Origin of the sequence: Planomonospora parontospora (genome assembly GCA_014647935.1) — a bacterium.
Taxonomy (GTDB): Bacteria; Actinomycetota; Actinomycetes; order Streptosporangiales; family Streptosporangiaceae; genus Planomonospora; species Planomonospora parontospora.
Map to the genome: position 1 here is coordinate 313064 of BMQD01000005.1, position 17706 is coordinate 330769.

The window sequence follows — 17706 nt, forward strand, 5'->3', positions numbered from 1 at the left end:
GGTCAACCCGCCCCCTCTGACCTGCACCCCCGTTTTCCCAGCTCAACCCGGTAACATCAGTAGCCGGTTCCCAAGCTGACAGCGCGGATTCAATTCGGATCAGGCTTCAGAAGCGCCGGAAGATTTCGCCTTCCGTTTTCAGTATGGCCGGATCATGCTGTGAGGCAGGCCATACCTGAAGATAGTGATCATCCGTCCAGCATCGCTCCTCTTCCATTCCTCTGAGGTGGTACCGCAAGCGGTAAGTACCGGGGCCAGGAAGAAGCGGAGAAAGGTTGTGTGCCTTTTCGTCGTCCCAGTCCATGAGCCATCCCACCAGGAAGACATCGCCCGACGGGGATTCGAAACTGATCTCCACGACGTCCTCATAGCCGTCAAGGTCAGCGCCTGGATCCCGGTCGGAGACAGTCACTGTGAAGGGAATCGTCCCCCACTGTGGGCCTATTCTCAGGCTGGCGGTTCCTCTCCCCTCAATTTCAATGAGTCCGATGGAGTGGGCTGGTGATTCCTCCTTCCTGTCGGCGGCCCCGTAGTCCCCCCGATCCAGGAGATATACCCGACCGCAGTCCTCCACTTCCACGTCCATTCGCATGGTGTGCATGACAGGAGTCTCATCTGTGCTCATGGGAGGGAAGCATAGACTCTGCCAGCGACAAGATCTGCTTCCATGCGCTCCCTGGTGTTTGAGATCGCATTCCTTTTCGGGTTGCTCCGGCTTCTGCTTCGCGGACCACGGAGAGACAGCTGCATCTTCGCACGCCGATGGCGGATGAAACCGCGGGCACGGCCTGATCACCGGACCATTAGAGGCCATCTATAGGAGTCAGTCTCGGTCACTCCCAGGGAGCCCTCCCCCCAGTTCACGGCCCGTACGGCCCGAGATCGGACCGATTCGCAAGCAGGTGATCCGCTGGATTTCTGGGAGCCATGTTGGGAGCCACCCGAACGGACGATCATGAACTGGGCCGGACGGATCTGAACGGTCGGAGCTCCGGCGAGCAGCACGATGGACGGCTTTGAACGGTCCTGGACATCGTTCGGGGACCTATGGATCAGCAGACCATGTCGTATGCGGCAGACTCGCCATTGTGACGACGTTCCCAGACCCGGCCGATCTCTATCCCGATGTGGCAGCTAAGGGGAGTCTGGCCGCAGCCCTTCAGGAAGTGGCCAAGGAGCACGGATTCATACTCGGTGCTGTGGCGGCCAGCGAGACGCAGCCACTGCTTCATGCCAGCGTTCCTAGCGCGACGCCGCATCGCGAAGCCCTCGGTGTTAGTGCCGGCCACATCAGTCGATACTGGCTGATCAACGGCTGGGGCCAAGGCACACCTTTGATCTCAGGTCAGACGCAGAAGCTGTCTGAGGTTGCCAAGGTCGCGCGGGAGTGGCGACATGGGACACCGCTACGCGATATTCAACGATCGGCACCCTTCACCGAACTGACCTATCTAGCCGAGGCTGCCGAGCAGGGGCCGGCACATCTGGTGTCAGTTCAGTGGGAGTGGGTGCGGCAGGATGCGGAAGAGGCGCCATGGCCCGAATACCGCGTGCTGGTCGAAGCTGCCTACGCCGAGCCCAGGCTACGGCAGTTGTTTCCGTACGTGAGCCACTGGTTACTGCGATTCTCGACGACCACGGGTTCACCGTTCTCACCCGACGTGGTGTGTCTGCAAGTCGGCAGGGACGGCTACGTCGTCAAGGCATCTTCGTATGGACCGGTGCTGGGGGAGACCGCCGGCCCGGAGGAGGCGGTAGCGCTGGCTGCCAGGCACCTGCCGACCGGTATCGGGCCAGCCGTGACCGGAGCGTATGGAAAGTAGTGCGCGCCGTTCCACGGCAAAGCTATGGATAGCCGATGGTCAAGGGCCGATGAGTTCGGTCTCCCACGGTTGGAACGGCGGGTCGACCTCGTAAGACGGGTCACAGTGATGGCGGATCCACTGGGCTGCCCGCCTCTGAGCGTCCCCTTCGTTGGTGACCATGCCGTTCTCGTCTACCTCAAGCACATTGGTGAAGATCGTAAACACCATCTCCAGCGGCGAACCGAACTCCATCAGGGCTGGCCGGTAGTCGATGTCCTCCAACAGCTCCATGTCGATGGTGCCGTTGGCCAGGTAGAACGCAAAGAGGCGCAGGCTGGCGCGGACATCCTCAGAAAGTCGGGGCATACTTCATTATCTGGCGTGATGACCATGACATTGGTGGTGACTGCTGCAGGATATACGCGGGATGATCTTCGGCAGCTGACCTCCATAATGGGGTGCTCGCCCTACTGGGAGGCCCCTCCGCTACTCGGGGGATGAGTCTCCGGGCGCGTCTGCCTTGATGTGCAACATGCGTGCAATGATCAAGGTCGTTGTCGATGCGGAGAGCTGCTCTGCCGCAGGTCAGGCACACTGCACCATCGGGAACGGTCATGCCCTGTAAAACTGTCGACGGTTCGACGCCGTGCCTGTCGCGTGCCCGATGGGACGGGAAGCGAGGGGGAACAGCGGGAAGTCGCGGGGAACACGATCAGTGCCGTGAGCTGCGTCTTCGCTGGTCGCCCATGATCGGTATGCGTCTTTGCAAGCAGGATGTCAGTAGCTCGGCTTTTCCGTCTCTGATCAACGGCTCGTGGGTGTCGGGATATTCGCCTCGCGGGAATCGATGATGGCGACCACCCGACCGATCAGGATCACCATGCCGACGATCATGATCGCCGCACCCGAAAGTTCGGCGAACGCCGCCATGACGTACTCGCCGTCCGGATCACCGACTCCGGACGGCGAGCCGTTGAGCCATCGTGACGCGGCCATCGCCTGGTGCAGGACCAGAGCGCCGAACGCGAAGGTGATCCCTCCCAGGACGAAGCCCGGAGGCGCCGGCCGGGAACGCTCGCTGGAAGAGAAGGCCTTCCCGGCTCCGACCACCAGTGCGAGCGGGACCATGAGGAACCAGCCGATCTCCAGACTCATGATCGCGTCCAGGCGCAGATGCTCGAATCCGTCACCCCGCGGGGAGTGCAGGAGCGGGACCATCAGGATCCCGCTGAGGAGTCCGATGGCGAGGAAACGGAAGAACCACATGGCCGACATGATCTCGGATGGCGGAGAGGGTAGGTCAAGAGCCGGGCTGGGGGAGCTTCCACGGATGGAAGGGCGTGATCAGTTCCTGGATCATGGTTAGAGGGGGGTGAGGAGCCTGCGGGATATATGCGGGATGATCTTCCATCGTTCGGGTCAGGGAAGAGGCTTTCGCCCTGCTCAGAAACTCTGCCGTCGCCCGGAACACAGCCCTCTTGAAAACCGCTAGGGCCGGTGACGGTCCTCGTGGGTTCGAATCCCACGCTCTCCGCTGAGCGCGCGAAACGGCGTCTGACCAGGGGTTCCGCCCCGGTGAGGCGCCGTTGACCGTTTCCGGCGTGTGCAGCCGTGTGCCACCGTGAGCGGCTCTCGGCCGGTGTTCGCGGGATATATGCGGGATGGATCTTGAGATGTTCTCCGAGGTCACGCGGGGGAATCCTGCCCTGGGAATCGGGAGGGAAGCCGTGGAGCACATGGACTGGGACCGGATACCGGGACCGGCCTGGTATCTCCCGAAGGATGCCCGAGCGGCGATGGAAGCGCTGGTCAGGTCCGCAGACGATGGGCAGGCCGCCCGAGCGCTGGCCGATCTCCGGTACGCGGTCACGAACGACCACGCCGGGACTCTCTACCCGGCCGCCGTCCCTGCGACGAGCGTGCTGCTGGAGGCGATCGGGGAACGGCCGGGACCACCCCGGCAGGAGGCGTTGAACGCGCTGCTGGACTGGTGGGGATGCTTCCATCCGGAACCGGGGTTCGGGACCTACGTGGACCCGTCGGCCGGGTCTGTCGGTCTCATCGAAGGAATCATGAGGTGCGTCCGCGACGCCACGGACATGCTGCACCGCGTCGCCGACGACCCGTCCGGGGGCGGAGGGCATCGGGCCGGTGTGATGCTGCTGCTGGCCAGACTCGACGAAGGCTGGAACACAGAGGCCGGCTGACGCGGGGAGCCGGGTGCCTGCACTCGTGGTGAGGCGAAAAGAGAAGGGGCCCCGCTGTTCCCGAGGCCCCTTCATGATGCGGACGGTCACGCGGCCAACGCGTCCTCGATCCTGCGGTTGGCGATCTCCGCGCCGCCGTCGATGCACTTGGCGTAGACCTTGAGCAGTACGTCCACCCCGTGTCCCGCTCACTCTGCCACGTCGGGGGCCGCCACTCCGGCGTTGAGCCAGAGCGAGACGGCCGCGTGCCGCAGGTCGTACGGCCGTGCCGCCAGAGGCGAAGCGACCTGCTCGGGGGCCAACGCCAGGTGCCGGGCCGCCTTCCACGCCTCGCAGTAGGTCCCGATGGAGCTCACGCCACCGCGTGAGGTCCGGAACAGGCGCCCGTCCTCGTGTGCGCCGAATTCATCAAGGCGGCGGCGCGGCGCGCCGCCACACGGCCCGCCGCCCGCCAGCCGTTCGGGCGTGCGGCGTGGGCGCCGGTCCCGGACGGCGCGGGCCTCAGGGCCGCGCACCGCACCCAGCGCCCGCCGCTCTCTTGCAACCCGCCGCACCGGGGCCGCGCCACCGCCCAGCCCCGCGCCGACCGGACAGGCCGGCCATACGATTCCTCATCGCACTCTGTCGCCATCAACGCGGCACCCCATACGATCACCCGCATGAGTGATCCAGAGAACATGTCCTACGGCTTCCTGGCGCTCCTGAGCCTGGGACTTCTCACCCTGGTCACATCGGGCTTCATCGCGTTCGCCACGGGGTAGCTAGCGGCTTTGGCCATCGTCGGCGTCGGCTTCGTCATCGCCGCCGCGGCCCTGACCATCTATCAACAACGGAAAATCCCAGCCTCCGGCGGGGGCACTCAGCTCCGGGATGATCGTCCGGACGATCCCGTAGAGTCGTAAGCGGCTGAGGTGGAGCCTGATCGTCCCGCCTGCTTCATCCCAGGCGGAGCCCAGCAGGCCGACTCCCCCGACTCAAGCCCGGCTGTGACCGTTGGCATCCGATGATCGAGGAACGGCTACCGGCTGAGGGACACACGAAGACGGGCTTGCCTCTCCGTCATCGGCCCGTTGCCCTTCGGGCGGGGCGAGGCAGACGGGAAGATCAGCCCGGGCGGGAATGTGCGGGTAGAAGGGCGGTCCCCGGTGCTGTCCAGCTCCCCGACGTCGTGCCCGATCGCCTACGACTCGGCTCGCCGAGCCGTACCCCTGCGGGGAGGGGCGGCGCAATGCCGGAGACCACCCGCGGCGAGGTTACCTCCGTGTCCCACGTGCCCTGACACCGTTCAAGCTTGACGCTGCACCGCGGCGATGCCAGCATCCGGCACTGTGATCGCCGACTCTTCCGGGCAGGACCGGCACAGTTACAAGCCCTTCGCTTCGATCCTCCTGCTCTTGAGCGCAATTCTCATGGTGATGCCTGCTCGCCGCGTCATGATCGAGGTGAATGAGCACGGTCTACGGCCGTTGCTCGTTCCGGTGCTGGTCCTGGTCGGGCTCCCTGTGCTCGGAACGCTCATCGGAACCTTCCTGAGATTCCGCGGGCCGGGCGGAAGATTCTTCGGAATCGCCCTGGGGGTCTTCTTCGCCGGCGTGAGCCTGATGGCGCTCCTCGCCTACTGGTTCTACTACTCGATCACCCATATCTGAGTCGGCTTCCAACCGGAGAGGTCTCACTCTCCTGAGACCGGCGGGTCGACGAAGAGGTCTTCGGGTCGCGGAAGCAGGGCCGGCTCGTCTTAGATGGAGTAGACCTCCAGGCACGAAAGGCGCCCTTCCTCGACGAAGAGCAGGACACCGTCATTGCGCCCGCGTACGTTGGCAGAGATCAGGGTGGAAGTCCCGGTGACCGTCGCGTATGTACACACGAGGGCAGGGTGCTCGCCGTACAGGAGAAGCAGGCTCACCGTCGACCAACGCTATGGCTTGGCCTGTTCTGGAACGACGCCCCACATCAGCGTGGAGCCCTTCAGTAGTTGCTCCGTCGCTCTGATCCCGGTCAGGTGCTCGACGAGCAGGAAAGCCGGCCCTCGGTAGAAGCTGGGAAACGATGGGTAGAGCCTGTAGATCTCCGCCATCGTGTCGACCAGTTCGGCCGGAGTCTCCTCGAAGTAGTCGTCCTCGTCGCCGCAGGCGAATCTGATCTCGCCGTCCTCGCACCAGTAGAAGTAGTCCAGGTCCTTGACGCCGAGCGCGGCCTGGGAGACCAGGCGGGTGCCCTCGGAGAGCTTGGTGATCACCTCTTTGCGGGTGCCGAGCCAGTCAGGGTCGAAAACGAACGTCCAATCGCCGATGGAGGTGACGCCGAGGGGATCCCCATGGCCCGGGTAGTGATCCGGGTCGCCGGGGAAGGGGCCCGGCGTGAGGTCCTCCCATCGACCGCCGAGGCGGGCGACCACCTGCTCAGGCGTGGTACGGACATAGATGAAGCTGTAGCACTCCCAGCCGTATTCGCCGCAGAGCCAAGAGACGTCGAGGGGCTGCATGGTCATGTCGGCATGCTGCCAGCCACCACCGACAGGCACCGAACCCGCTCGGCTCACGCGCCGGTCCTGGTGTGTCCGTTACCCCGCACCCGCCGCCTCAACGTGCGCCGTCGCCGGCCGTACGGGCTCACTTCGGGCCGGAGCGGATGCGCCGTCCCACCAAGAGGATCAGCCCCATCTGGATGGCGAGCATCACCAGTGCGACCAGTCCTGACGCGGCGGACATCTCTTCCTCCGAGAGCCCTCCGCCGCATGCTGTTATGTTGCCGCCCTCGTACAACACGGCACAGTCGCGCCCAAGGATCGCGGTGGTGATGAACCAGTTGGCGAGCAGCAGGGGGACCGCGCCCAGGACAAGGGCCGGCGTGATGTACTTCGCCTTCCCAACCGCCGGCTCCGGCTTCGCCACGACAGGTTCGAGACGCCTGCCCATATCCGAATCAGAAGTCACGCCGACCACGTAAGCACAGGCGAGCGATCGCGTGCCAGAATGGTCGCGATGAAGATCACGCCGCCCGTGTGAGGTCCGGAACAGCGGCCCATCCCCGATGTATTCTCACCGTGCATACGGCGCGCATAGCTGAGGAGCGGCCTTGACTCCCACCGGAGCCGACGACAGCCCCCTTGACTTCTCCTTCGGCGAGCTCCTCTTCTATTTCGCGTACGAAGCCGTGCACAACATGGTCGTGCTCATCGGCTTGCTGATCTGCATCATCCTGCTCGTCGCCGTTGCCGTGGCCGCGATGCTCCGGCGCTTTTCACGTCTCCGGCGAGGGCCTCGGCTCCCAGACGACCTCCATCCGGAGGAACGGGCCGCGTGGTGGCTGGGCGAGGAGACTGATCGTCGTCCACCGCACCCCGGGCAGGTCCGACCCCTTGCCTCAGGCGGGGGCACTCCGGCACCGGGGTGATCGCTGAGGACCCGCTCGCCGTCGCCGGCCCGCCGGCGGCTGGGGTGGGGGCCTGCTCATCCCGGCGGCCTTCGACTCGGGACAAACCGAGCAGTTCAGTGGGCCGCTCCCGGAGTGTGCGCAGGCCGCGCAGGGCGGCCGAGCTCCTGGTGCCCATAGGCGCTCGTCCAGCCGTCGGCTCGGGACATTTGATGGCGGAATACCCTACTGGGGTGTATTTTTGATCTACCGGTAGATGCAGACCCCTCTCCTTTCAAGGAAACTTCATGGGCATCGGCTCCGAGCGTGATCTCGCTGACTTCCTGATCGCCTACACGCGGGACATGGCCGTCTCCGACGAGGAACCCGGCGCGATCCTCGACCGCTACTTCGTTCCGGACTTCGAGTACTGCAACGACGGGCTCGTGATCGACCGGCAGCGCATGATCGATCATGCCCGTCCTGTCCGCAGGAACGTCGACAGAGAGGCGATGGTCGCTGACGACCAGGCTGGTGTCGAGATCCACGAGATGCTGGTCTCGGGTGACCGGATCGCCGCTCGGTGGACCTTGCGCACCAAGATGCGCAAGGGCAAGACCTTCGCGGCGGAGATCTACATGTTCGGCCGCCTGGCTCCCGACGGTCGAATCCGCCGGATCGACCAGATCAGCAAGCAGTTGGAAGAAGCGCCGTGACCAGGTCGCCGGGACATCCTCGGGCTCTCCGGCCGGCCTTCTAGGGCTCGTCCGAACTGCGGCGTCGTGCGGCCTTTCCGTCTGGCGTCCGCCGCCGACGCGGAGGTGGAGCAGCGGGTACGGGTGTGCACATGGTTCGGCTTCGAGGGGTCCACCCCGTGGTTCTACCGGGTCGTGTGGGACATCGGCCTGGCCGCGCTCAGTCGGGACGGCCGACGGCTGGCGGTGCCGACCGCAACGGACACGGGCTGACAGGCCGGTGCGCCGGAGGACTCAAGGGGTGCAAAGGTCTTTCATGAGGCCCCAGAAGGACCTGTGACGCTTGGCGCCGGGCATCCAGGCCGCGAGGAGCCAGGCCTCCCACTCGCCGTCAGGGGTCATGACGTGGGGGTTGAGCAGAAGGTCTCCATCCCACAACCCGACTGAAAGGGTGTCGGGCAGATATTCCCTTCTGATGGCGTGGTGGTTCTGCTCCTCTCCGTAGACGAAGTAGAGGTCGTCGGGCACATCGTCTCTGGACGACCAGGCTTCGACCGTTGAGGGATCGACGTCACGGAGCCAGCCGACTTCCGCGACCGGCCACAGGGAGTACTCCTCGACGCCCCAGCCATCGGAGTACAGGAGGAACTGCCGATAGCTCGGCGGCAGGTTCACGCCCAACCGCTCTTCGAGCCGAATGACTTCTGATTCGTCGGCCGGGGGGTGGAGCCCGTGTCCCGGAGGCAATGGCGGTTGGTCTGGGCCTTCGGCCGCGGGCTCTTCCTCCGGGAAGAGATCAGACCATCCGTATGAGGTGTTCATGGTGGGTGACGGTATCCGTCGCGACTGACTGTTCTGTCAGGCGTATGGCACCTCAGGAGCGGTGAGCGAGCGTGCCCGGTCACGCTCGGTAGAACCGTCGGCGATCGCGCGCTTTGCGAGCTCGGACAAGACCAGAACAGACTGGGGATGCGCGGACTTCACCAGCGCATTGTCCAGCAGCCCTCGATCATCCAACAGCTCCTGCGCCACGATCGGTGGCGGACGTCGCGCAAGCGACTCTCCGCCGGTGGACCGAGGGCTAACCCGATGCCCGCCCCTGACCCGTTCACCGGACACCGGCCGGGTGCGGTGGACCCTGGAGAGAGTCACTCGCGTCCGATCTTGTCCAGTTCGGCGAGGTCTTCATCGGACAGCGAGAGCCGGGCGCCGGTGATGTTCTCGCGCAGGTGCGCGACCGAGGAGGTGCCGGGGATCAGCAGGATGTTCGGCGACCTGTGCAGCAGCCAGGCCAGGGCGACCGACATGGGGGTGGCGTCCAGCCGGGCGGCGACCGCGGAGAGCGTGGCGGACTGGAGGGGGCTGAACCCGCCGAGCGGGAAGAACGGCACGTAGGCGATGCGTTCGGCGGCGAGCCGGTCGATCAGCTCGTCGTCGTGGCGGTGGGCGAGGTTGTACATGTTCTGCACGCACACGATCGGCGCGATGCCCTGGGCTTCGGCGACCTGCTCGGCGGTGGCGTTGCTCACACCGAGGTGACGGATGACCCCCTGCCTCTGCAGCTCGACGAGGGTCTCGAACGCTTCGGCGATCGAGCCCGCCTTGGGTCCCTCGGCGTCGCCGAGCCGGAGGTTCACCAGATCCAACGCCTCGAGTCCGAGGGATTCGAGGTTCTCCTCGACCTGGCGGCGCAGCTGGTCCGGCTGCCGCGCCGTCGGCCATCCGCCCTGCTCGTCCCGCCGCGCGCCGACCTTCGTCACGATGCGCAGCGACTCCGGGTAGGGGTGCAGCGCTTCGCGGATCAACCGGTTGGTGATGCGCGGTCCGTAGGCGTCGCTGGTGTCGATGTGGGTGATCCCGAGGCCGACGGCCTCGCGCAGGACGGCGATCGCGCCGTCCCGGTCGGCGGGCGGCCCCATGACCCAGGGGCCCGCGAGCTGCATCGCGCCATAGCCGAAGCGGGTGACCGTCAGATCACCCAGAGCCCAGGTGCCGCCGGGAAGTGAAGGGGAGAGCGTGCTCATATCTCTTGTCTTCCGTATCGATCTAGACGATGACGCCTTGTGGCGCCTAACTTCATACTGATTAGGTAACTCTCCAATGGGAAGTAGGCACTTCAAGGTGCCTTGGTGACCTGCAGGTGACAGGAGCAGCTGATGACCACGACCGCGGCGTCGGAGAAGCGAGCCCTGGCCAAGATCGAGTACAACGCGTTCCTGGACGTCTGCCCGAGCCGGAAGCTGCTCGACCGGATCTCCGACAAATGGGTCGCCCTGATCCTGTGCGCGCTCGGCGGTGATGGCGGGGCCGCTCGAAGTGAGCGCGCTCGGGGACAGGACGACGCAGCCCGCCCGGGTGGGCCGAGGGCGATGCGCTTCTCGGAGCTGTCCCGGATGCTCGCAGGCGTCAGCCAGAAGATGCTCACCCAGACGCTGCGCTCCCTGGAGCGTGACGGCCTCATCACCCGTACGGTGACCCCCACCGTCCCCGTCACGGTCTCCTACGAGCTCACCGAACTCGGCCTGTCCCTGCACCACCTGATGAGCGGCCTCAGGGGCTGGGCCGAGACGCACATGGACGAAGTCCTCGCCAACCGCGCGACGCACGATGCCCGCACCGCCTAGCGGCGCTCGGTGAGGGGCGCTGCGGTGCGTCGAGGGAGCAGCAACGGAGTCGCCAGCAGGAGCACTCCGGCCAGGCCGATGGCCGTGTGCGGGCCGAGCAGGCTGCCCAGCACGCCCCAGACGGCCGTCAGGAGCGCGGTCGAGACTTTGGTCGTCACCGTCCAGGCGGACAGCGTGCGGGTGACCCGGTCGGGCGCGGTGCGTTCGAGGCGGTAGGTGGCGTAGACGGGGTTGAAGACCCCGCAGCAGAAGATGAGCCCGAGCTCGACGCCCATCACCAGCAGCAGCCCGCCGGTCCCCGGCCCCAGGAAGGCCAGCCCGACGGGCCAGATCACACGCAGCGTCCCGGCCACGACCAGGACCCGGTGCCGCCCGAACCGGGTGACGAGCGGTCGGGTCAGCCGCGACCCGAGCAGCCCGCCGATCGCGGGTACGGCGAAGGCGAGGCCGTACTGCCACGGTGTGAACCCGAGCCGGCCGAGCATCAGGACGGCCAGCAGCGCGTCGGTGGCCATCACCAGGCCGTTGAAGGCGGCGGTGTTGAAGAACAGCGGGCGCAGCGTCGTGTCGGCGAGGATGTACCGCCAACCGTCGAGCAGGTCGCCGGCCCGCATGCGCGTGGCCTGCCGGCGCTCGGGCCGAGGCTCTCGGCCGCCCATCGCGCCGATGCCCAGGGCCGAGAGCAGGTGGCTGACCGCGTCGGCCGCCACCGTCGCCACCGGACCGAGCAGCCCGATCGCGGCGCCGCCCAGTGGCGGTCCGACGACCGTGGCCGTCCAGGCCGTCGACTCGAAGCGGGCGTTGGCGACGAGCAGGTGCTCGGCCGGCAGCAGCGTCTTCAGGTAGGCGCCGGAGGCGGCGCGGAAGGTGATGTCGGCCGCCGCGACGACGACCGAGACCAGCAGGAGCTGGACGAAGGAGAGCACGCCGAGCGCGAACGCGGCGGGAACCGTCAGCAGTGCCGCGAACCGCACCAGGTCCGTCCCGATCAGCACCGGCCGCTTGCGGCGGAACTCCACCCACGGGCCCAGCGGCACCGCCACGGCCGCGCCCGCCAAAGCCCCCACCGAGGACAGCGCCGCGACCTGCGCAGGCCCGGCGTGCAACACCTGGACGGCGATCAGCGGGAACGCGCCGAAGGCGAGCCACGTGCCGAGCGCGCTGGTCCCGTACGCCCCCCAGAGCCACCCGAACCGCCGCCCCAACCGGTGCCCGCTCCGCATGCCCGACGCTCCTCGCCGCTCACTCGCACAACCGATCCGCGATCGGAAGCATCGAAGCGCGCGCCATGCCCAGGGATCAAACAACCATCAGACGGTCCGTCCACAACCGGTGGTTGTACCCGTAGGGTGTGTCCGCATGGACCTCGACGCCGTCCGGACCTTCATCGCCGCCGCCGACGCGGGACGGTTCCAGGAGGCCGCCGCCGAGCTGGCGGTCACCCAGCAGGCCGTCTCCAAGCGGATCGCCGCGCTGGAGCGCAGCCTCGGCGTGCGGCTGTTCACCCGTACGCCGCGCGGTGCCGAGCTCACCATCGACGGGCAGGCGTTCCTGCCCCACGCCCGAGAGCTGCTCCGGGCCGCCGAGCGCGCGGTCGCCTCCGTGCACACCGGCCGCCGTCCGCTGCGCGTCGACATGATCACCTCGCGCAGCGCGGCCTCGGGCCTGATGCGCGGCTTCCACCGCGCGCACCCCGAGATCGACCTCGACGTGGTGATGCTGTTCGACATCGAGACCGCCGTCGCCGCCATCCGGTCGGGTGCGATCGACGCGTCCTTCCGCGCCGTCGCCATGCCCGGTCGGCCCCTTCCCGGGGACATCGAGTCGGTCCGGGTGCTCGACGAGCCGCTCCAGCTCCTCACCGGCCCCGCCCACGCGCTGGCGTCCGCCCGGTCGGTGACCGTCGCCCAGCTCGCCGGGCACCGGATCTGGATGCCCGGCCTCGCCCCCGGAACCGAGTGGACCGCCTACTACGACGACCTGGCCGCCGAGTTCGGCCTCACCATCGAGGCGACCGGCCCCAACTTCGGCTCCGACGCGCTCCTGGACACCATCGCCGACACCCCGGCCCTGGCCACCTTCATGGGCGGGCAGACCCGCCTGGTCTGGCCCGCCGGCCACGGCCTGCGCCGCATCCCGGTGACCGACCCCACGCCCGTCTATCCGCACTCGCTCCTGTGGCGCCGCGACGACCCCCACCCCGCGCTGGCCGTCCTCCGCGCCCACCTCGCGGCCACGGCGGCCGGCCACGGCACTCCCGGGACCTGGGCGCCGGAGTGGGCGATCCCGCGGTGAACGCCGCCGCGGCCCGCGTGGTCCTTTCCGCGCGGGTCGCGGCCTGAGGGCCGGTCTCGTGCGGGAAGCCGCGCGGTCCAGGAAAACCGGCCGCGCCGGCAATCCAGTGGCCGCCGGCGATGAACCTCATTAGCGTGATCGAGTGCTCAGCTACAACGATCTCGTAGATCAAGCCGTTCGAGCATCCGCCCTCGGCTGGGACTTCAGCTGGTCACGCGGCAGAACGATCGGCGGAGAACCGTCCTGGTCCTACACCGAGCGAGCCTCCGCGCTGCTTCCGACGACGCGGCGACTGCTCGACATGGACACCGGAGGGGGAGAGATCCTGGCCTTTCTGTCTCCGCTGCCCCGCCGTACCGTCGCCATGGAGGGGTGGCAGCCCAACGTAGCCGTCGCCGCCGAGCGGCTCAGACCGATGAACGTCCCTGTGCTGGCCGGTACGGCGGATCGCATCCCGGCACGTGAAGGCGCCTTCGACCTCGTACTCAACAGGCACGGTGCGCTCGACGCGGCCGAAGCGGCGCGCGTTCTGACCGAAGGCGGCCGATTGCTCACGCAGCAGGTGGGCAGCCGCAATGATCTGGAGCTGAATCTCGCACTGGGAGCACCACCTTCCACGGATCCGAAGAGCTGGACCTTGGCCGTCGCGGAGGAGCGGTTCCGTGAATGCGGGCTGCATGTCCTGGACGCCCGGGAAGAGATGATCGACTGCGCTTTCCAGGACATCGGCGCCGTGGTCTTCCACCTGCGCGCCGTCTCGTGGCAGGTCCCTGATTTCGATCACGACCGCTACGAGAAGCCGTTACGCGCTCTTCATGAGCGCATCCGGTCCGAGGGCGCTTTCACCGTCCGGCACCACCGGTTCCTCATCGAAGCCGAACTCCGCCGCGCCCGAACGGTCATCGGCCGATGACCTGCCCGTGAGCGCTCGCGCCCCGATCCCCCGTCGCCGATGATGGACGGCATGACGGAGACGCCCTCTGTGCCACCGGGGACCGGGCCGCTCGCGCCGGAGTTCTCCGGGATCGACCCGGCGCTGATGAACGGCTTCATCACCGAGCTGGAGCGGGCCGGGCAGGTGATCGCCGAACAGGCCGAGAACATCCGCCGGGAGTTGGCCGCCGTCGACCTGCCCGCCGCCGGGCTCGCCCCCATCCGGGAGATCGGAGGCTGGGCCGAGCAGCAGGTGCCCAGGCTCCGCCAGCGAGTGGCGACCATCACGGCCCCCGGACCGGAGATCCCCGGGATGATCGGCACGGGACTGCGGCCCTACCAGGAGGCGTCGCTGCTCTCCCCCGCCGAGGCGCGGCGGCAGGGCACCGAGCTGGGCGAGCGGTTCGCCGCCATCGACCCGGACGAGTTCCGGTTCGCCGGGCCGTACGCCTCCGAGAAGATCGCCGCGGTGTTCGAGGAGCTGAAGGCACACCGGCACGACGCCGGCTTCACCGCCGCGTTCTTCGCCGCACTCGGCCCGGCCGGGATCCGCCGGGTGGACGCCGCGCTGCGCCGGTTGCCCGACGACGAGCGGTCCGACGCGCTCCGCACGGCCGGTACGGCCTTCGCCACCGCGGTCGGCGGAGGGGCGGAGGTGCCCGGGTTCGCGGCGGTGATGAAGGCCGCGGAGAAGGCGATGACCGGGACTGCCGGAGACGCCGAGGATGTGGAGGCGGTCGCGGCGCTGCTGAGCCACGGGGACTATCCGGATGCGTGGCTGGCCGGGCTCGCCGCGCCCGCGCTGCGGTCCGGCAGCCGGATCGGTGGCTCGGCCCTGGCGGGATTGCTCAACGCGCTGGGGAACAATCCCGCCGCGGCCCGCCTGGCGATCGGTTCGGCGGCCCGCTTCGGACCCGACCCGGATCCGCCGACCGTCGCCCTGCCCTTCGGGCGGCTTCAGGGATCCCCGGAGAAGTGGGACGACCGGCCGGAGCTGGCCGCGTTCCTGAAGGACCTCAACGAGCGGACGATGGGGATCCCGGAGACGGCGGGCGCCTTCGGGCGGCTTCTGGCCGCGGCCTCCGGCGCCTACGACGAGCAGGACGGAAAGCACGGTCAGGAGGCGGCGTTCTTCGCCTACACCGTGATGACCGAGGCGGACGGGTGGCGGCTGAACGACGCGACCCGGATCCACCTGGCGGAGATCGCGGGCTCGTACGCCACGGAGATCACCCTGGGCGCCAACCTCAACGACGCCGACGTGGCGAAGGACAGCGCCATGCGGACGACTCCCGGCCTGTTCGAGTGGACACCGCCGCCGGGACTGCGCGGCGCCTTCCGGTTGAGTCCGGAGGACACCTTCCGCTTCATGACCACCTTCGCGGGCGACGCCGACGCGCGGCTCCGCTTCGATCAGGGCATGGACGCGTTCCTCCACCGGGTTCTCCCGCAGGCGGCGAGCGCCGCCAGGAGCAGTGGAACCCCGGTTCCATTGGACAACCTGTTCACGGCCCTGGGCAACGTCCGGGGCACCGAGGTGGCCGCCGCCGTGCGGGTGCTCAAACCCGGAGACGAGGGCTCCGAGACCGCGGAGGACGCGGAGAGCTTCCTGGCGGGCGGTGTCATGGGCGTCGTCGGGCTGCTCTCTCCGTTCTCCGCCATCCCCAGGACCTGGACGGCCTTGTCCACCGGGGTCTCCGGCTACTACACCTACGGTCGGGGTCCGGAGGAGCAGGTGAAGAAGCTCCTGGAGTCGGATGAGGCGAAGACGCTGGGGCGACGTCACGAGACGGTGCGGCTTCTCATAGAGCAGGGGTTCGTCCCGAAGGTTCCTCCGGCCGGGGCCATCGCCGATCCGAAGGGCGGCCTGCGCCCGTTCGAGGAGATTCTCAAGCAGGGCACGGCGGGGGTGAAGGCCCTCGACCAGTGGTTGGTCGACAACGGCTTGGGGAAGGGTGATCTCCTCTCCCTCGGCGAGATGACCGCACGGCAGGCCAAGAACTTCAACGGCGCCAGCGGGGAGTCTTACACCCGAGGGAGAAGCCATGCGGACCCGCAGGTCACGACCGACTGAGGCACTGGGTCTCGCCTCGTGCGGAGTATCGGCCCTTCGCGGACTCCAGAATGACCACTGTCCTTGTGGGCTCGTTCTCCATGTGGACTATCGCCCCCGTGCTCTCGGTTATTTTGTAATCGGCGATATCGCCCAGCGTGCTTATCATCATGACGTTCAGTGTGTAAGGCGCTGACCCCTGATAGGAATCCGGTGCCGTTGCGGCGAAGGTGCGTTTGGCCTTGCCGTCGCCGCAGGGGATGTCCTTGCCGCCGGGATCGGTGACCTGCACGTTCTGGGCGCTCACCTCGTCGAGCAGCTTCAGAATGTGCGTCTTGAGGGTCGCGCCGGCCTCGGCCGCCGTCGGTTCCCTCTCACCGCAGCCCGCCACGGCCAGAGCGGCCATCAGGAGTGTCACGCCGAGCCGTACGGCAGGGCTTCGGCTGGAACGGGGCATTGGAATATCCTCCAAAGAGCTGGCCGTCTGAGCGCACCATCTCATATCGTCCGGGAGAGCGCGCAAGCCGTTCCAAGGAGAAAGGGGAAGCGTTTGGCCCCCGAACCATCGGATATGGCCTCCAACTCCCGCAGGGAGGAATTGTTGCGGGCGCTGACGAAGGTGCGCATGCACGCGGCGCGGCTGGAAGCGGCCCTGGATCCGGCGCATGCGGCGTTCACCGGCAAGGCGGTCTGGACGGGTCCGACGGCGCGGGCCTTCACCGAGGAGCTGACCGGGCGCAGAGCACGGCTGCGGACGCTCACCCGGCGGATCGTCGAGGATTTGGAGGACGAGCTGCGGGCCGTCCCCGAGAACACGGCCCGGCCCTCGGCCGCGCGGTGAGGTCCACCGAACACGCTCACCGTACCGCCACGCTGCTCGCTGCCCGGCGATAGGCGCATCCGCGGCACGGACGCGACAGGCGAGGCTCAGCTGATGGGCAGCACGTAGACGAACTCGGTGCGGTCCCCGGCGGCGACGATGTCGGCCGTCTCCACCGGCCGGTCGTCGGTGAAGTACGTCCGGCGCAACACGGTCACGACCGCGCCGGTCGCGATGCCGAGATCCCGGGCCTCCTCCACCGTCGCCCCTCGGGAGGACAGCGCCTCGCGGCGGTGCGTCACGGTTACGCCGATCACGGCCATCCGGTCCCTGACCCCGCGGCCGCCATGGGGACCGTCCTCCGGGAAGGCGATCGGTGTTCCCCTGGTCAGTTCGTACGGCTCCCAGGAGACGGCGCGCTGCACCGGCTCGTCGTCGGCGGTGTAGACGTAGACGGTCCGCATGACCGGATCGCCTTCAGCGATACCGAGACGTCGCGCCACCTCAGCCGTTGCGGCATCGGATCGGCTGTGAGCCCGCCATCTCGGCGTCTTGCCCTGGGTCTCCATGTCACCGGCGAACGGCGAGCCGCCGCGCACCTCGCGATGCCGTTCCCGCGACAGCTGCAGCCGCTCGCGGGGTGGCAGTACATACGCTCCGGCTCCCGGGCGGGATTCCACCAGGCCCTCGGTGACGAGGACGCTCAGCGCCTTGATCGCGACAGCGGCCGACACCTTGTACTGCTTGTTGATCTGCTCCCGGGTCGGGATCTGGGACCCGGCTGGAAACTCTCCGGACTGGATGCGTCGTCGCAGGTCATCGGCGACCTGAACGTACAGATACGCCATCCCACGCCCCAGAGCTCGCTCCTCAATCTGCCCGAACAGCTTGACCACTCGCACACAACAGAGGCAAGCTGT

At 67.6% G+C, this 17706-nt stretch carries 23 protein-coding genes; 11 read left to right on the forward strand and 12 right to left on the reverse strand.

Going from position 1 to position 17706, the window contains the following annotated elements:
- Nucleotides 1–106 precede the first annotated feature (106 nt).
- Nucleotides 107–625, reverse strand: a complete 519-nt coding sequence (locus IEZ07_RS10725) for a hypothetical protein (protein WP_191894578.1) — start codon at nucleotides 623–625, stop codon at nucleotides 107–109.
- A 463-nt stretch (nucleotides 626–1088) separates the two neighbouring features.
- Here IEZ07_RS10725 and IEZ07_RS10730 point away from each other — a divergent pair, with 463 nt between their 5' ends.
- Nucleotides 1089–1823: a DUF6193 family natural product biosynthesis protein gene (locus IEZ07_RS10730; protein ID WP_191894579.1), complete on the forward strand. Its 735-nt coding sequence runs from the start codon at nucleotides 1089–1091 to the stop codon at nucleotides 1821–1823.
- A gap of 39 nt (nucleotides 1824–1862) precedes the next feature.
- Here IEZ07_RS10730 and IEZ07_RS10735 read toward each other — a convergent pair whose 3' ends face one another.
- Nucleotides 1863–2171: a DUF7677 family protein gene (locus tag IEZ07_RS10735; RefSeq protein ID WP_191894580.1), complete on the reverse strand. Its 309-nt coding sequence runs from the start codon at nucleotides 2169–2171 to the stop codon at nucleotides 1863–1865.
- 438 nt (nucleotides 2172–2609) lie between these two features.
- Nucleotides 2610–3071 (reverse strand): hypothetical protein, encoded by a 462-nt coding sequence (locus IEZ07_RS10740; RefSeq protein ID WP_191894581.1) that lies wholly within the window; start codon nucleotides 3069–3071, stop codon nucleotides 2610–2612.
- Between the two features lie 530 nt (nucleotides 3072–3601).
- Here IEZ07_RS10740 and IEZ07_RS10745 point away from each other — a divergent pair.
- Nucleotides 3602–4012, forward strand: coding sequence for a hypothetical protein (locus IEZ07_RS10745; protein ID WP_191894582.1), 411 nt, complete (start codon nucleotides 3602–3604; stop codon nucleotides 4010–4012).
- A gap of 188 nt (nucleotides 4013–4200) precedes the next feature.
- Here the strand turns inward: IEZ07_RS10745 and IEZ07_RS36190 are convergent, their stop codons facing one another.
- On the reverse strand, nucleotides 4201–4368 hold the full coding sequence (locus IEZ07_RS36190; protein WP_307729014.1) for a site-specific integrase: 168 nt from the start codon (nucleotides 4366–4368) through the stop codon (nucleotides 4201–4203).
- A gap of 972 nt (nucleotides 4369–5340) precedes the next feature.
- On the opposite strand from IEZ07_RS36190, the gene IEZ07_RS10755 reads away from it, so the two are divergent.
- Nucleotides 5341–5661 (forward strand): hypothetical protein, encoded by a 321-nt coding sequence (locus IEZ07_RS10755; protein WP_191894583.1) that lies wholly within the window; start codon nucleotides 5341–5343, stop codon nucleotides 5659–5661.
- Nucleotides 5662–5930: 269 nt separating this feature from the next.
- On the opposite strand, the gene IEZ07_RS10760 is transcribed toward IEZ07_RS10755, so the two are convergent.
- Complete coding sequence (locus tag IEZ07_RS10760) at nucleotides 5931–6503, reverse strand: DUF6461 domain-containing protein (RefSeq protein WP_191894584.1); 573 nt, start codon at nucleotides 6501–6503, stop codon at nucleotides 5931–5933.
- Nucleotides 6504–6624: 121 nt separating this feature from the next.
- Entirely contained in the window at nucleotides 6625–6948 is a 324-nt protein-coding gene (locus IEZ07_RS10765; RefSeq protein WP_191894585.1) for a hypothetical protein, read from the reverse strand.
- Between the two features lie 142 nt (nucleotides 6949–7090).
- Between IEZ07_RS10765 and IEZ07_RS10770 the strand changes: the two genes are divergently transcribed.
- The 3 genes from IEZ07_RS10770 to IEZ07_RS10780 all read left to right on the forward strand — a co-directional run bounded on the left by IEZ07_RS10770 (nucleotide 7091) and on the right by IEZ07_RS10780 (nucleotide 8334).
- Entirely contained in the window at nucleotides 7091–7408 is a 318-nt protein-coding gene (locus IEZ07_RS10770) for a hypothetical protein (protein ID WP_191894586.1), read from the forward strand.
- Nucleotides 7409–7674: 266 nt separating this feature from the next.
- The gene (locus IEZ07_RS10775; RefSeq protein ID WP_191894587.1) at nucleotides 7675–8082 is read left to right on the forward strand and encodes a nuclear transport factor 2 family protein; all 408 of its coding nucleotides are present in this window, start codon (nucleotides 7675–7677) and stop codon (nucleotides 8080–8082) included.
- 66 nt (nucleotides 8083–8148) lie between these two features.
- Nucleotides 8149–8334 carry a DUF6183 family protein gene (locus IEZ07_RS10780; protein WP_191894588.1) on the forward strand — a complete coding sequence of 62 codons (186 nt, stop codon included), beginning with the start codon at nucleotides 8149–8151 and terminating at the stop codon, nucleotides 8332–8334.
- A 21-nt stretch (nucleotides 8335–8355) separates the two neighbouring features.
- Here IEZ07_RS10780 and IEZ07_RS10785 read toward each other — a convergent pair whose 3' ends face one another.
- From IEZ07_RS10785 to IEZ07_RS10795, 3 genes are all read right to left on the reverse strand, one after another.
- Nucleotides 8356–8883, reverse strand: a complete 528-nt coding sequence (locus tag IEZ07_RS10785; RefSeq protein WP_191894589.1) for an SMI1/KNR4 family protein — start codon at nucleotides 8881–8883, stop codon at nucleotides 8356–8358.
- 36 nt (nucleotides 8884–8919) lie between these two features.
- Nucleotides 8920–9093, reverse strand: coding sequence for a hypothetical protein (locus tag IEZ07_RS10790; RefSeq protein ID WP_191894590.1), 174 nt, complete (start codon nucleotides 9091–9093; stop codon nucleotides 8920–8922).
- Between the two features lie 116 nt (nucleotides 9094–9209).
- Complete coding sequence (locus tag IEZ07_RS10795; RefSeq protein ID WP_191894591.1) at nucleotides 9210–10085, reverse strand: aldo/keto reductase family oxidoreductase; 876 nt, start codon at nucleotides 10083–10085, stop codon at nucleotides 9210–9212.
- A gap of 132 nt (nucleotides 10086–10217) precedes the next feature.
- Between IEZ07_RS10795 and IEZ07_RS10800 the strand changes: the two genes are divergently transcribed.
- On the forward strand, nucleotides 10218–10685 hold the full coding sequence (locus IEZ07_RS10800; RefSeq protein ID WP_191894592.1) for a winged helix-turn-helix transcriptional regulator: 468 nt from the start codon (nucleotides 10218–10220) through the stop codon (nucleotides 10683–10685).
- On the opposite strand, the gene IEZ07_RS10805 is transcribed toward IEZ07_RS10800, so the two are convergent.
- Entirely contained in the window at nucleotides 10682–11908 is a 1227-nt protein-coding gene (locus IEZ07_RS10805) for an MFS transporter (protein WP_191894593.1), read from the reverse strand. The two genes, IEZ07_RS10800 and IEZ07_RS10805, sit on opposite strands and share 4 nt — an antisense overlap.
- Nucleotides 11909–12044: 136 nt before the next feature.
- Between IEZ07_RS10805 and IEZ07_RS10810 the strand changes: the two genes are divergently transcribed.
- From IEZ07_RS10810 to IEZ07_RS10820, 3 genes are all read left to right on the forward strand, one after another.
- On the forward strand, nucleotides 12045–12980 hold the full coding sequence (locus IEZ07_RS10810; protein ID WP_191894594.1) for a LysR family transcriptional regulator: 936 nt from the start codon (nucleotides 12045–12047) through the stop codon (nucleotides 12978–12980).
- A gap of 142 nt (nucleotides 12981–13122) precedes the next feature.
- Nucleotides 13123–13893, forward strand: coding sequence for a methyltransferase domain-containing protein (locus IEZ07_RS10815; protein ID WP_191894595.1), 771 nt, complete (start codon nucleotides 13123–13125; stop codon nucleotides 13891–13893).
- A gap of 51 nt (nucleotides 13894–13944) precedes the next feature.
- The gene (locus tag IEZ07_RS10820; RefSeq protein WP_191894596.1) at nucleotides 13945–15987 is read left to right on the forward strand and encodes a hypothetical protein; all 2043 of its coding nucleotides are present in this window, start codon (nucleotides 13945–13947) and stop codon (nucleotides 15985–15987) included.
- On the opposite strand, the gene IEZ07_RS10825 is transcribed toward IEZ07_RS10820, so the two are convergent.
- Nucleotides 15974–16423 carry a hypothetical protein gene (locus IEZ07_RS10825; RefSeq protein ID WP_191894597.1) on the reverse strand — a complete coding sequence of 150 codons (450 nt, stop codon included), beginning with the start codon at nucleotides 16421–16423 and terminating at the stop codon, nucleotides 15974–15976. The two genes, IEZ07_RS10820 and IEZ07_RS10825, sit on opposite strands and share 14 nt — an antisense overlap.
- 114 nt (nucleotides 16424–16537) lie before the next feature.
- Here IEZ07_RS10825 and IEZ07_RS10830 point away from each other — a divergent pair, with 114 nt between their 5' ends.
- Nucleotides 16538–16807 carry a hypothetical protein gene (locus tag IEZ07_RS10830; RefSeq protein ID WP_191894598.1) on the forward strand — a complete coding sequence of 90 codons (270 nt, stop codon included), beginning with the start codon at nucleotides 16538–16540 and terminating at the stop codon, nucleotides 16805–16807.
- Nucleotides 16808–16893: 86 nt separating this feature from the next.
- Here IEZ07_RS10830 and IEZ07_RS10835 read toward each other — a convergent pair whose 3' ends face one another.
- Nucleotides 16894–17682: a GntR family transcriptional regulator gene (locus tag IEZ07_RS10835; protein ID WP_204054698.1), complete on the reverse strand. Its 789-nt coding sequence runs from the start codon at nucleotides 17680–17682 to the stop codon at nucleotides 16894–16896.
- Nucleotides 17683–17706: the final 24 nt, after the last annotated feature.

What these genes read in the sequence shown, in the direction of transcription:
- IEZ07_RS10785 (WP_191894589.1), bottom strand. Translation starts at nt 8,883, where the DNA reads ATGAACACCTCATACGGATGGTCTGATCTCTTCCCGGAGGAAGAGCCC.
- IEZ07_RS10725 (WP_191894578.1), bottom strand. Translation starts at nt 625, where the DNA reads ATGAGCACAGATGAGACTCCTGTCATGCACACCATGCGAATGGACGTG.
- IEZ07_RS10800 (WP_191894592.1), top strand. Translation starts at nt 10,218, where the DNA reads ATGACCACGACCGCGGCGTCGGAGAAGCGAGCCCTGGCCAAGATCGAG.
- IEZ07_RS10795 (WP_191894591.1), bottom strand. Translation starts at nt 10,085, where the DNA reads ATGAGCACGCTCTCCCCTTCACTTCCCGGCGGCACCTGGGCTCTGGGT.
- IEZ07_RS10740 (WP_191894581.1), bottom strand. Translation starts at nt 3,071, where the DNA reads ATGTGGTTCTTCCGTTTCCTCGCCATCGGACTCCTCAGCGGGATCCTG.
- IEZ07_RS10775 (WP_191894587.1), top strand. Translation starts at nt 7,675, where the DNA reads ATGGGCATCGGCTCCGAGCGTGATCTCGCTGACTTCCTGATCGCCTAC.
- IEZ07_RS10810 (WP_191894594.1), top strand. Translation starts at nt 12,045, where the DNA reads ATGGACCTCGACGCCGTCCGGACCTTCATCGCCGCCGCCGACGCGGGA.
- IEZ07_RS10745 (WP_191894582.1), top strand. Translation starts at nt 3,602, where the DNA reads ATGGAAGCGCTGGTCAGGTCCGCAGACGATGGGCAGGCCGCCCGAGCG.
- IEZ07_RS10760 (WP_191894584.1), bottom strand. Translation starts at nt 6,503, where the DNA reads ATGACCATGCAGCCCCTCGACGTCTCTTGGCTCTGCGGCGAATACGGC.
- IEZ07_RS10805 (WP_191894593.1), bottom strand. Translation starts at nt 11,908, where the DNA reads ATGCGGAGCGGGCACCGGTTGGGGCGGCGGTTCGGGTGGCTCTGGGGG.
- IEZ07_RS10830 (WP_191894598.1), top strand. Translation starts at nt 16,538, where the DNA reads ATGGCCTCCAACTCCCGCAGGGAGGAATTGTTGCGGGCGCTGACGAAG.
- IEZ07_RS10820 (WP_191894596.1), top strand. Translation starts at nt 13,945, where the DNA reads ATGACGGAGACGCCCTCTGTGCCACCGGGGACCGGGCCGCTCGCGCCG.
- IEZ07_RS10825 (WP_191894597.1), bottom strand. Translation starts at nt 16,423, where the DNA reads ATGCCCCGTTCCAGCCGAAGCCCTGCCGTACGGCTCGGCGTGACACTC.
- IEZ07_RS10735 (WP_191894580.1), bottom strand. Translation starts at nt 2,171, where the DNA reads ATGCCCCGACTTTCTGAGGATGTCCGCGCCAGCCTGCGCCTCTTTGCG.